The 11,912-nt window shown below is 71.5% G+C and carries 11 protein-coding genes; 7 read left to right on the top strand and 4 right to left on the bottom strand.

The features are described 5' to 3' along the window. The 3 genes from CCR87_RS08420 to CCR87_RS08410 form a co-directional block, all read left to right on the top strand. A partial coding sequence (locus CCR87_RS08420; RefSeq protein WP_201157085.1) for an ABC transporter ATP-binding protein occupies nt 1-1,638 on the top strand: 1,638 nt, incomplete at its 5' end. Between the two features lie 30 nt (nt 1,639-1,668). Continuing rightward, nucleotides 1,669-2,673 (top strand): hypothetical protein, encoded by a 1,005-nt coding sequence (locus CCR87_RS08415; protein WP_201157084.1) that lies wholly within the window; start codon nt 1,669-1,671, stop codon nt 2,671-2,673. Nucleotides 2,674-2,762: 89 nt separating this feature from the next. Beyond that, nucleotides 2,763-3,539 carry an ion transporter gene (locus tag CCR87_RS08410; protein WP_201157083.1) on the top strand — a complete coding sequence of 259 codons (777 nt, stop codon included), beginning with the start codon at nt 2,763-2,765 and terminating at the stop codon, nt 3,537-3,539. 6 nt (nt 3,540-3,545) lie between these two features. On the opposite strand, the gene CCR87_RS08405 is transcribed toward CCR87_RS08410, so the two are convergent. From CCR87_RS08405 to CCR87_RS08395, 3 genes are all read right to left on the bottom strand, one after another. Continuing rightward, nucleotides 3,546-4,667 carry a metal ABC transporter permease gene (locus CCR87_RS08405; protein ID WP_201157082.1) on the bottom strand — a complete coding sequence of 374 codons (1,122 nt, stop codon included), beginning with the start codon at nt 4,665-4,667 and terminating at the stop codon, nt 3,546-3,548. Then, entirely contained in the window at nt 4,664-5,797 is a 1,134-nt protein-coding gene (locus tag CCR87_RS08400) for a metal ABC transporter permease (protein WP_201157081.1), read from the bottom strand. The genes CCR87_RS08405 and CCR87_RS08400 overlap by 4 nt, the downstream gene beginning before the upstream one ends. Nucleotides 5,798-5,924: 127 nt before the next feature. Next, on the bottom strand, nt 5,925-7,079 hold the full coding sequence (locus CCR87_RS08395; RefSeq protein ID WP_201157080.1) for an alanine racemase: 1,155 nt from the start codon (nt 7,077-7,079) through the stop codon (nt 5,925-5,927). 161 nt (nt 7,080-7,240) lie between these two features. Here CCR87_RS08395 and CCR87_RS08390 point away from each other — a divergent pair, with 161 nt between their 5' ends. Both CCR87_RS08390 and dacB read left to right on the top strand, forming a co-directional pair. Further along, on the top strand, nt 7,241-7,672 hold the full coding sequence (locus CCR87_RS08390; RefSeq protein WP_201157079.1) for an Lrp/AsnC family transcriptional regulator: 432 nt from the start codon (nt 7,241-7,243) through the stop codon (nt 7,670-7,672). Between the two features lie 65 nt (nt 7,673-7,737). Then, nucleotides 7,738-9,228, top strand: a complete 1,491-nt coding sequence (gene dacB / locus CCR87_RS08385) for a D-alanyl-D-alanine carboxypeptidase/D-alanyl-D-alanine endopeptidase (protein ID WP_338048896.1) — start codon at nt 7,738-7,740, stop codon at nt 9,226-9,228. 12 nt (nt 9,229-9,240) lie between these two features. On the opposite strand, the gene CCR87_RS08380 is transcribed toward dacB, so the two are convergent. Further along, nucleotides 9,241-9,729, bottom strand: a complete 489-nt coding sequence (locus tag CCR87_RS08380; protein ID WP_201157078.1) for a putative pterin-binding protein — start codon at nt 9,727-9,729, stop codon at nt 9,241-9,243. 252 nt (nt 9,730-9,981) lie between these two features. Between CCR87_RS08380 and CCR87_RS08375 the strand changes: the two genes are divergently transcribed. Together CCR87_RS08375 and CCR87_RS08370 are read left to right on the top strand one after the other, a co-directional pair. After that, nucleotides 9,982-10,509: a putative pterin-binding protein gene (locus CCR87_RS08375; RefSeq protein WP_201157077.1), complete on the top strand. Its 528-nt coding sequence runs from the start codon at nt 9,982-9,984 to the stop codon at nt 10,507-10,509. Between the two features lie 6 nt (nt 10,510-10,515). Next, the coding region (locus tag CCR87_RS08370; RefSeq protein ID WP_242511925.1) for a sensor histidine kinase at nt 10,516-11,912 on the top strand (1,397 nt) is incomplete at its 3' end.

Genomic DNA, 11,912 nt, shown 5'->3' with positions numbered 1-11,912 from the left:
CCCGGGGGCGTGCTGGTCGGCAACTGGCCGCTGCTGCTGGGGGCGGTGGTGTTCTTTGTCGTGCTGCGCCCGCTGGCGTTCGGGGCGTCCTCGGCGGCGAATGCGATCGTGGTGGCGCCGAACGTGGCACCGCTGGTGCACAGCCGCCTGAACCGCTGGACGCTGGGCCAGGACGTCACGTTCTTTGACAATGATTTCGCGGGCCGTATCGCCCAGAAGCAGATGCAGACCGCCACCGCCCTGACCGATGTGACCTCCGAGACGATCAACACGGTGGCCTTTGCGCTGGCCTCCATCGTCGCCTCGGCGCTTCTGCTGTTCGCGATCTCGGGGTGGATGAGCGTCGGGCTGCTGGTGTGGCTGGCGGTCTATGTCTGGCTGATCCGGGCGTTCCTGCCGCGGGTGCGGGCGCGTTCGGGGGCGCGGGCGGGGGCGCGGGCGATGGTGTCGGGCCAGATCGTGGACGCGATCACCAACATCAAGACCGTCAAGCTGTTCGCCACCGCCGAGCACGAGGACCGCGCCGCCCTGGGCGCGATGGAGGTGTTCCGCGAGCGCGCCATCGACTTCGGCGTCGTGTCGGCGTGGTTCCGGCTGGCGCTGATGACGCTGGCGGGGGTGCTGCCGGTGCTGATGATCGGCGGCACGCTGTGGCTGTGGACGCTGGGGCTGGCCACGCCAGGCGACATCGCGGCGGCGGGCGCGATCTCCATCCGGCTGGCACAGATGACGGGCTGGGTCAGCTTCACGCTGATGATGATCTACGCCAACCTCGGCGAGGTCGAGGACGGCATGAAGACCCTGACGCCGCCGCACGGCCTGACCGATGCGCCCGACGCGGTGGCGCTGCCGCCGGTGTCCGGCGCGGTGCGGTTCGAACGGGTGGACTTCGCCTATGGCCGCCGCACCGGCGGGGTGGAGGGGATCGACCTGACCATCGCCGCGGGCGAGAAGATCGGCATCGTCGGTGCCTCGGGGGCGGGGAAATCCACGCTGGTGGCGCTGCTGCTGCGCCTTTACGATCCCGAGGCGGGCCGGGTCACCATCGACGGCCACGACCTGCGCGGGGTCACGCAGGAATCCCTGCGCAGCCAGATCGGCATGGTCACGCAGGAAACCGCGATGTTCAACCGCTCGGCGCTGGACAACATCCGCTACGGCCGCCCCGGCGCGACCCAGAGCGAGGTCGAGGCCGCCGCCCGCGCCGCCGAGGCGCATGACTTCATCGGCGGCTTGCGCGACCACATGGGCCGCACCGGATACGCGGCGCATCTGGGCGAACGCGGCGTGCGGCTGTCGGGCGGCCAGCGCCAGCGCATCGCGCTTGCGCGCGCCTTCCTCAAGGATGCGCCGATCCTGGTGCTGGACGAGGCAACCTCGGCGCTCGACTCGGAGGTCGAGGCACAGGTCCAGGCCGCCCTGCACCGGCTGATGGGCCACAAGACGGTGCTGGCGATCGCGCACCGGCTGTCCACCATCGCCGAGATGGACCGGATCGTGGTGATGGGCGACGGCCGGGTGGTCGAACAGGGCACCCACGCCGATCTGCTGGCACGCGGCGGCCTCTATGCCCGCTACTGGGACCGGCAGTCGGGCGGTTTCATCGGCACCGATGACCAGCCCGTCCCCGCCTGCTAGGGGATACGGCAACGCGGAAGGGCTGGACCATTGACTGTTGTCGTCACCTATGAGGACCGTGCGGAGGCGTTCGTCGGCGTGGAACTGCTGGCACGATCCCTGCTGCGCCACGACCCGGGCCTCCGGCTGGAGGTGCAGTCCCCCTCGGACGCGCTGGCCGCGCGGCTGGAGGGGCTGGACCATGTGACGGTCGTCCCGACGCCGGATCTTGCCGGGCGGCACTGGAACGTGAAGCCCGCCGTGATCGGGCGCGCGCTGGACCGCCACGAACGGGTGCTGTGGCTTGACACCGACGTGATCCTGTGCGGCCCTCTGTCGCCCGTTCTGGCGCGCCACAGCCCCGGCACGCTGGTGGTGGGAAGCGAATACCCCGACCCCGAGGGGATCGCCGGGCGCATCCGCACACGGGGCTTCGGGCTGCACGACCTCCGCCGGCTGCCCCATTCGGTCAACAGCGGCTCGATCCTGGCCGACCGTAGCCACTGCGAGGTCATAAAGGCGTGGACGCGCCTGCTGGAGCGTGACGACTACCGCGCAGCGCAACGGCGGCCGGCCGCCCAGCGGCCCATGGCGATGGTCGGCGACCAGGATGCGCTCTGGGCTGCGCTGCTCGCCCACGAGGGGCCGCTGCGCGCCGTCGACTACTTCCTGCCGGGGCGCGAGATGCTGCTCCATGAAGGGGCCAGCCGGTTTTCCGTGGCACACCGCATCGCGGTGCTGCGCGGCGCGCGCCCGGCCTTCGTCCACATGCTGGGCAGCTACAAGCCGTGGGACTTCGCCACCGCCCCGGATCCGCGTGCGGACCTGTCCCGCTATCTCCACTTCGTGTCGTTCGAGCTGTCACCCTATGCCGCCGCCGCTCGCCCGCTGGCCTCAGCCATCGGCGATCCCGCCTGGCTGCGCCGACGCAGCTGGATGGCACGGGGCCTCGACGCGATGGCGTTCGGCAATGTGGCGCTTGGCGGAGCACCGCTGGCGCTGCTCGCCTCGGGGCTATCCGCCGCAGCGCGGCTGCGGCGCCGACTTCGACGCTGAGCCGGCCCCATGGCGGCGCTTGCGGTGCCGCCGCGATGGCCGCATACCCGGCCCGTTCGCCCCTCCATGCCCACCCAGCCGAGGACGCCATGAGCCTTCGCCACCGGACCGCCGAGTTCCTGGAAACCCGAACCGTCCGCCACGGCATCACCGCGGTGATCCTGTTCAACGCCCTGATCCTGGGGATGGAGACATCCGCGGGCATCATGGACAGGGTGGGACCGGCGATCCGGATCGCCGACCGCCTGTGCCTGAGCATCTTCGTGGTGGAGATCGCGCTGAAGCTGTTTGCGCAGCGGCTGGCGTTCTGGCGTTCAGGCTGGAACCTGTTCGACTTCGTGATCGTGGGGATCTCGCTGATCCCCGGCTCGGGCGCGTTCAGCGTGCTGCGGGCGCTGCGCATCCTGCGGCTGTTGCGGGTGGTGTCGGTCACGCCCAGCCTGCGGCGCGTGGTGGAGGGGTTCCTCAAGGCGCTGCCGGGGATGGGGTCGGTGTTCCTGCTGATGGGGATGATCTTCTACATCGGCGCGGTGATGGCGACCCAGCTGTTCCAGGACGCCTTTCCGCAATGGTTCGGCGACCTCGGCAACTCGGCCTATTCGCTGTTCCAGATCATGACGCTGGAAAGCTGGTCGATGGGCATCGTGCGCCCGGTGATGGAGGTCTACCCCTACGCCTGGGCGTTCTTCGTGCCGTTCATCATGATGACCACCTTCGCGGTGGTGAACCTGCTGGTGGGTCTGATCGTGAACTCCATGCAGGACGCCCACCACGAGGAGGACGTGGTCAAGACCGACGCCTACCGCGACGAGGTGCTGGCCCGGCTGGAGGCGATCGAGAAGCGCCTGAGCGAGCGCGAGCGCTGAGCGGCCTCAGCCCGCCAGCAGCGCGCGCGCCATCGCGTCGCCCTTGGGGCTGAGGACAAGGCCCGACCCGTCGCGCCGGATCAGCCCGCGATCAAGGCCCCTCAGCACCACCGCGCGCGCGCGCGCGTCCGGCCAGCGCAGGTGGTCGACCAGCGCGCGCATGGTGCTTTCCTCGGCCATCGCGGGGGTGCCCGCGTGGGTCGCCAGATGCGCCACCAGTGCCGCGCAATCGGCGTCCAGCCGCTGCGTCCGGCGCCGCAGCGCCTGCGCCAGCAGCCCGTCGGCGGGCGCGGCCACCAGTGCTGCGGCAAAGAACACCCCCGTCATCGTCGCCATCATCCCCGCGATGGAGACATCCCACAGCCGCGCCAGCTGATACCCCGACAGCACCGAGACCACCGCCACCGCCGCCGCGAGCACGACCATCACCGCCAGCCGCCGCGTCAGCAGGAACGCCGTCGCGGGCGGCACGATGACAAAGGCAATGAACAGCACCGCGCCCACCGCATCGAACGCCGCCACCGCCGTGGCCGAGGTCAGCGCCAGCAGCCCATACCCCACCGCCACCGGCGCCAGCCCCAGCGCGGCCGCCAGCCCGGGGTCGAAGATCGAGAGCTTCAGCTCCTTCCACAGCGCCAGCACGAAGGCCAGGTTGATCGCCAGCATCGCCGACAGCGTCAGCACCGTGACCGGCACCTCGGCGCCCCACAGCGGCACGGTGTGCAGCCAGACGAACCCGATCTCGCCCAGCAGGACGGTCTCCACGTCGATGTGGACGTCGCGGGCGTACAGGCTGATCAGCAGCACCCCCAGCGCGAACATCGCCGGGAACACCAGCCCGATGGCCGCGTCCATCCGCACCAGCCGCGACCGGCCCAGCACCTCGGACAGGATCACGGTCGCGAGGCCCGCCAGCCCCGCGCCCACCACCTGCACCGGCCCCGACAGCTGGCTGGTGGCCAGCCACACCAGGATGATCCCCAGCACGATGGAATGGCTGATCGCATCCGTCAGCATGGCCGAGCCGCGCAGCACCAGAAACGAGCCCAGCAGCGCCCCCGACAGCCCCACCAGCACGCCGGTCAGCACGATCATCGCGGGGATCGAGTCGAAGACCGCAGCAATCATGGCGCCCCCGCGTCGTCGCGCACCGCGCGGGCGGCGGCCTGGCCGCGCTCGGTCAGGGCCCAGTGGGGGCTGTCCTCGGGGGGGTGGGTGACAGGGCGCACGAGGCCGCGCGCCTCCAGCCGACGCAGGGCGGGGCGGGTGGCGGTGCCGTGAAAGGCGTCCAGCATCCCCCCCTCGGCCGGATAGGCGGGATCGCCGTGCGCGGCACCAAGGTCATGGATCGTCATCATGACGCGGCGCGCCGCAAGGGTCCGCCGCTGCGTGCGGGCCGCGACCGCCTGCCAGACCGCCCCGCGCCCCGGCGCCAGCGCCAGCGACACCGCCACCACGGCGCTCGCCACAAGCACCACCACCGGCCCGGTCGGCAGGCCCCGCCCGGTGGCGCTGATCAGCGCCCCGGTCACACCCGCGCCCGCGCCGAACACCGCCGACAGCACCACCATGCCGCCCAGGGAACGGGTCCACTGCCGCGCCGCCGCCGCCGGCGCGATCAGCATCGCCACCATCAGCACCACGCCCACCATCTGAAGCCCGACCACGATGGCCATCGCCACCATCACCGTCAGCGCCGCCTCCAGCGCCAGCACCGGCAGGCCCAGCGCACGGGCAAAGTCGGGGTCGAAGGCCACCAGCTTGAACTCTTTCCACAGCCCGACGACCAGCGTCAGCGCCAGCGCCGTGACCCCGCCCATGATCCACAGATCGCCCCGCAGGATCGCCGCCGCCTGTCCGAACAGGAACGTGGCCAGCCCCGCCTGTGCCGCGCCGCCGGTGGCCTGCGCATGGGTCAGCAGCACCACGCCGACGGCGAAATAGACGCTCAGCACGATGCCCAGCGCGGCGTCGGTCTTCAGCCGCGTGCGCCGCACGATCAGCATCACCGTCAGCGCCGCCAGCGCCCCCGACAGGAACGCGCCCGTCAGGATCGCACCCAGATCGCGCGCGCCCGCCACCAGAAACCCCAGGCACACCCCCGGCAGGGCCGCGTGGCTGAGGGCATCGCCCATCAGGCTCTGGCGCCGCAGCACCGCAAACACGCCCAGAACACCGCCCACGACGCCCAGGATCGCCGCCCCCAGCGCGACCGTCTGCACGATGCCGGACTGCAACAGAGGCAGCAGTCCACTCATGGGGCGGGCCGGGAACGGCGGCGCATTCTTGCAAATCCCTCGCAACTGGGACGAGACATGGCCCGCCACGCCGCCGAGGTCAACCCGTGGCGTGGCCGGTCAAGCGCGGCGACAAGGCCGCGCCGGATCAGGATGCGCGGTCGGTCAGCTCCAGCACCGTGACCAGCAACAGCCCACCAAACCCGTTGAAGCGGGTGTTGGTGACGGTGGAATAGGCCCCCATGCCGTGAAACAGCAGATGGTCCCCCTCGGCGATGTCGCAGGGCAGCGGCACATGGCCCGGCAGCCGGTCGATGCTGTCGCAGGTGGGGCCGAACACCTCGCGCGGGCGGGGCCAGCCGGTGCGACGCGCGCCGCCGGGGGCGCGCAGCTCGATCCGGTCGGGCAGGCCCATCACCGGCGCCTCGGCCAGCGCGCCATAGACACCGTCGTTGAGGAACACCGCCCCGCCGTCGCGCACCGCCTTGACCTGGGTCGCCAGCGTGAAGGCATCGGCCACCAGCGCGCGGCCCGGCTCGCACACCAGCGCGGGCGCGTCGTCGCCAAAGGCCGCCGCGGTTTCCGCCGCGATGGTGGCAAAGATCGCGTCCAGCGCCGGCGCCTCGGCCGCGCGGCGGTGCGAGGGGAAACCGCCGCCCACGTTCAGGCGCGCCACCCGCACGCCGGCATCCCGCCCGATGCGGGCGGCGGCGTGGATGTAGGCGGCCCATGCGCGCGGATCGGTGCATTGCGTGCCCGGGTGGAAGGTCAGCGCCGGCGTCAGGCCGTGCGCCGCGACCTCGGCCAGCAGGGCCGCCGCCGCCGCGGGCTCGGCCCCGAACTTGGCGCCGAAGTCATAGGCCGCGCCCGACACCGGCAGCTTGAAGCGCACCGTCACCTCGGTCCCCGCCGGCAGCGCCTCGGTCAGCTTGGCCAGCTCGGAGTGCGAATCGACCGAATACGACACCACGTCCAGCGCCACCGCCTGCGCGATCTCGCGGCGCGAGCGTACGGGGTTGTTGTAGTGCAGCGCCGCATCCGGCACGAGGCGGCGCACCAGCGCCATTTCCTCGGGCGAGGCGACGTCGAAGCCGCGCACCCCGGCGGCCGCAAGGTTGGCGATCACCTCCGCGTCGGGGTTGGCCTTGACGGCATAGGTCACCAGACCCGGAAAGCCCGCGATGAACCGCCGCGCGATGCCCTGCAACGCGGCGGGCGCGAAGAACAGCACCGGCGCCTCCGCCTCGGCGCGGTGGTGCAGATAATCGGCGGGTGTATCCCAGATTGTCTTGGCAAGACCCATGTCACCCTCCTGAGTGCGTGCAGATGGCCGGTCGTCGGGGGCAGCCCCCGCGCAATCCGAGGATGTGGCGTATGATTGACGAATTCACCGATCAAAACCGTTGATTCGCGTGAAATCACGGGCAATATGACGAAACGGACATACAAAACGACGGGCCTTGCATGGATGACACGGATCGCGCCCTGCTGGGGCAGCTGACGGCGGACGCGCGGGTGTCGGTGGCGACGCTGGCGCGGCGGCTGCGGCTGGCGCGCTCCACCGTGCAGGCGCGGCTGGAGCGGCTGGAGCGGTCGGGCGCCATTGCCGGCTACACCGTCCGGCTGGGCGAGGGCGCGCGCCCCGACCGCATCCGCGCCACCGTCCTGCTGTCGATCGAGCCGCGCAGCCAGACCCCCACCGTGGCCCGCCTCAAGGCGTTGCCGGAGGTGGAGCGGGTGCACACCACCTCGGGGCGATTCGATCTGCTGGTGGCGGTGGCCGCGGGCTCCACCACGGCGCTGGACGCGGTGCTGGATGCCATCGGCGCGATTCCGGGCGTGCGCGCCACCGAAAGCCTGATCCACCTGTCCACCAAGCTCGACCGCGGCGGTTGAGGGGCTTGCCCGGGCAGGTCGGGTCGCGTTTACTCGGCCCATGCGCGAGTGCAGGGGGGCAGGACGTGCGGCATGTGACGCGACGCTGGATGGTGGGCGCCCTGATGGCCGGAGCAGCGCTGCCGGCGTGTGCCAACGCACCCGCACGCGCGCCCCTGCCGCCGCTGCGGCCCGAACGCATGGCCGATGGCACGGTGGTCGCGCGGGCACAGTCGCTGATCGACGCGGCGGGCATCAGCGGGCGGGTGGGCTATGCGGTGGCCGATGCGCGCACCGGGCGCCTGCTGGAGGCCGCCGAGCCGAACCTCGCGCTGCCGCCCGCCAGCGTGGTCAAGGCGCTGACGGCGCTGTACGCGCTGGAGGCGCCGGGGCGCGGGCACCGCTTTGTCACCCGGCTGGTGGCGACGGGGCCGGTGTCGGGCGGGCAGGTGGCGGGCGATCTGGTGCTGGTGGGCGGCGGCGATCCGACGCTGGACACCGACGATCTGGCGGATCTGGCACAGGCGCTGCGGGCGCGCGGGATCACCGGGATCACCGGGCGCTTCATCGTCAACGGTGCCGCCCTGCCGCGCATCGCGCGCATCGACCCCGACCAGCCCGACCATGTCGGCTACAACCCGGCGGTGTCGGGGCTGAACCTCAACCACAACCGGGTGCAATTCCGCTGGCAGCGCTCGGGCGGCGGGCATGCGGCGGCGATGGACGCCCCCGCGACGCGCAACACCGTGCGGGTGTCGATGGCACAGATGCAGGTGGTGGCGCGGCAGGGACCGCTGTTCACCCACCGCGACACCGGCGCCGGGGACGCCTGGACGGTGGCCGGCCCCGCGCTGGGCAACAGCGGCACCCGCTGGCTGCCGACCCGCCACCCCGAACTGTATGCCGGGGACGTGCTGCGCGCGCTGGCGCGCGACCGTGGCGTGACCCTGCCGGCGCCCGTGGTGGCGAACGGCGCGCCCCCCGCCGGGACCGTGGTCGCCCAGCACGCCTCGGCCCCGCTGGAGGAGGTCGCGCGCGACATGCTGCGCTGGTCGAACAACCTGACCGCCGAGGCGGTGGGCCTGAGCGCCGTTCAGGCCCGCGGCCTGCGCCCCGGCGGGCTGCCGCAGTCCGGCGCGCAGATGGCGGGCTGGGCCCAGGCGCGGCTGGGCGTGGCGGGAATGCGGCTGGTGGACCACTCGGGCCTGGGCGAGGCGTCGCGGATCAGCCCCGCGCAGATGGTGGCCGCCCTGTGCGCGCCCGGCGTGGCGGGGCAACTGCGCGACGTGCTGCGCGACATGCCCCTGCGCGACGCGAACGGGCGCGAGATCCCCGGCAACCCGCTGCAGATCCGGGCCAAGACCGGCACGCTGAACTTCGTCAGCGGACTTGCGGGCTACATCCAGCCGCCGGGCGGGCCGGAACTGGCGTTCGCGATCTTCTCCGCCGACCTGGACGCGCGCAGGCGCATCCCCACGGCCCAGCGCGAGGCGCCGGTGGGCGCGCGCGCCTGGTCCACCCGCGCGCGCGGGCTGCAACAGGCGCTGCTGGCGCGGTGGGGGACGCTGCACGGCTGAACGGCGGGGCGATCAGGGATGGACCTCGATCCGCACAAGTTGCCAGACGCTGCGCGAGAAATGCGTCTCCGAGCGATGGTCGGGGCTGTCGTCGAAGGGATAGATCACCCAGTACGGCCCCTTGTCGCGGATCGACATGGGCTGGCCGTCGCGGCTGTAGGCGACGATGGGCAGGGTGTCGCCCACATCGGCCAGCGGCATCTCCACCACATAGTCGTTCAGCGCCACCAGCCGCAGCGTCCCATCCCCGGGACGGGGCGAGCCGAGCAGCCGCGCGAGCGGAACCCCCTCGAAGCGCTGCGCGCTGTCGGTCCAGGGGGTGGAGGTCGTGAGCGTCACCGGATCCAGCGCCCTGAGGGCGGCCATGCTGTGCACCTTCGTGCGGTCGCCGGACACCCACACCACCGTCAGGTCGGTGTGCGTGTCGGCCTGCGCCACCGCCGCCCACAGCGCCACAACGGCCCCGATCATGCCCTGCCGGATGCCCGCCAGCTGTCCCATCGTCCTGCGTCCCCGTTCCACCACTGCGCGCCCCTTGACCGCGGCGACCCGATCGCCTGCGCCGCCGGGATACCCTGCCCGCTCCATTTTGACAGGGTCGGGCTAACAGACTGTTCGTCAATTTGCCGCAAGATGGTCCAGAGCCTGAATTTGCCCAGACAAATTGTTGGTGATCGATGCAAATCGCGTATCCTTGACGCGGATCGGGCCAGATCGGGCCAGACCGGGACGGGGCCGACAACGGAGCTTGCAATGACCGAACGGATTGGCCTCGGCCGTCGTCGATGCTGCCTCGGCCTGATCGCGGCCGCGCTCGGCTGCGCGATGATCGGGGGGCACGCCACGGCCGGCGAACGCTCGGCACAGACCGCGTCCTTTCTGCTGCGGGACAGCGCCACCGCGGCAGCCCGGCGCATCGACATCGCCGCGCTGCGCACGATGCCGCAGACGACATATGTGACCGGCACGGTCTGGACCGATGCCGTGCACCGCTACACCGGGGTGCTGCTGCGCGACCTGCTGCTGCATGCGGGCATCGACGGCGGCGCGGGTGCCGTCACGGTGCTGGCGCTGGACAGCTACCGCGCCACCCTCGACTTCACCGAGATCACCGGCGTCGCCCCGATGCTGGCCTTCCTGCGCGACGGCGCGGAAATGCCGTTGCGGGCGCAGGGGCCGTTCTGGCTGATCTATCCCTTTGACGAGGTCCCGGCGTTCCAGACCGAAACCACCTATGCCCGCAGCGTCTGGCAAGTCAGCCACCTGCTGGTGGAGCGCTGAGGCAGGATGCGCCTGTGGGCATCCGGGACGGGCGACGTGCGCCAGGGGATCACCTGGGCGATCGGTCCGCTGATGCTGGCCGCGCTGGCGATCGCCGTGGTGCTGGTCGTCACCTTCGCGGTTCAGGCCGACCGCCGGTTTTCCCAACTGCGCGCCGCCGGGGGCGACAACGTCTACTGGACCGCCACCCAGCTGGAGGTGGATGTGCTGCGGCTGTGGCTCGCCGCCACGGCCGCCCGCGGTGGCGACCCGGCGGCGCTGGCACAGCTGCGGACCCGGTTCGACATTCTCTACAGCCGTGGCAACATCATCGACCAGGGCCTGATCGGCCGCGAATTCCGCCGGTTCGAGGATACCACCGGCACCCGCCAGCCGCTGCGGGCGTTCCTTCGGCGGCATGTCGCGCTGATCGACGGGACCGACGCGGCGCTGGTGGCGGGGCTGCCGCCACTGCTGGAGGACATTGCCGCGCTGCATGCGGACACCCGAAATTTCGCCATTCAGATCCTGCACTTCTTCAACACCGAAAGCGACCTGCAGCGCGACGAGATCGGGCAGCTGCAACGCCGGGTCTTCATGGGGACGGTCGGCGTGCTGGCGCTTCTGGTGCTGACGACGGCGGGGCTGACGGCCCAGACCCTGCGCCAGCGCCGGGTTCAGCTGCAGCTGGAACAGGCCCGCCGCTCGGCCGAGGCGGCGAATCGGGCGAAATCGGCCTTTCTCGCGAACATGAGCCACGAAATCCGGACCCCCCTGAACGGCGTGTTGGGCATGTCCGAAGTGCTGGCGGGCACCCCGCTGGACAGCGCGCAGGCGGAGATGGTCGGCACGATCCGCGATTCCGGCGAGGCGTTGCTGACGATCATCAACGACATCCTCGACCTTGCGCGCATCGAGTCGGGCAAGATGACGCTGGCGCCCGAACCCTTCGTGCCCACCGACCTGGGCCGCTGGGTGGAGGCGCTGCACGGGCTGGCGGCGCGCAAGAAGGGCCTCGCGCTCGTGGTCACGGCGACGCCGGCGGCCGGCGTCGCGCGGCTCGGCGATCCCACCCGCATCGGACAGATCCTCCACAACCTGGTGGGCAACGCGCTGAAGTTCACCGATTCGGGTCAGGTCATCCTGGCCATCGACCTGCGCGACGACCGGCTGCACCTGACGGTCCGCGACACCGGCATCGGCATGACCGAAGACCAGCTCGCCCGCGTGTTCGGCGAGTTCGAGCAGGCCGACAATTCGGTCACCCGGCGCTATGGCGGCTCGGGGCTGGGTCTGTCGATCGTGCGCAAGCTGGTGGATCTGATCGGCGGCGAGATCACGATCGAAAGCGCCCCGCAGGTCGGCACCCGCGTGGAGGTCATCCTGCGCGCCCCGCCCGTGCCGCCGGCCGCGGCGTCCCGGCC

The sequence above is a fragment of the Rhodobaculum claviforme genome (assembly GCF_016653255.1).
In the GTDB taxonomy this organism is placed as follows: domain Bacteria; phylum Pseudomonadota; class Alphaproteobacteria; order Rhodobacterales; family Rhodobacteraceae; genus Rhodobaculum; species Rhodobaculum claviforme.
This window is presented reverse-complemented; position numbering and strand designations above follow the sequence as displayed.

What these genes read in the sequence shown, in the direction of transcription:
- CCR87_RS08410 (WP_201157083.1), top strand. Translation starts at nt 2,763, where the DNA reads ATGAGCCTTCGCCACCGGACCGCCGAGTTCCTGGAAACCCGAACCGTC.
- CCR87_RS08375 (WP_201157077.1), top strand. Translation starts at nt 9,982, where the DNA reads ATGACCGAACGGATTGGCCTCGGCCGTCGTCGATGCTGCCTCGGCCTG.
- CCR87_RS08405 (WP_201157082.1), bottom strand. Translation starts at nt 4,667, where the DNA reads ATGATTGCTGCGGTCTTCGACTCGATCCCCGCGATGATCGTGCTGACC.
- CCR87_RS08380 (WP_201157078.1), bottom strand. Translation starts at nt 9,729, where the DNA reads ATGGGACAGCTGGCGGGCATCCGGCAGGGCATGATCGGGGCCGTTGTG.
- CCR87_RS08400 (WP_201157081.1), bottom strand. Translation starts at nt 5,797, where the DNA reads ATGAGTGGACTGCTGCCTCTGTTGCAGTCCGGCATCGTGCAGACGGTC.
- CCR87_RS08390 (WP_201157079.1), top strand. Translation starts at nt 7,241, where the DNA reads ATGGATGACACGGATCGCGCCCTGCTGGGGCAGCTGACGGCGGACGCG.
- CCR87_RS08395 (WP_201157080.1), bottom strand. Translation starts at nt 7,079, where the DNA reads ATGGGTCTTGCCAAGACAATCTGGGATACACCCGCCGATTATCTGCAC.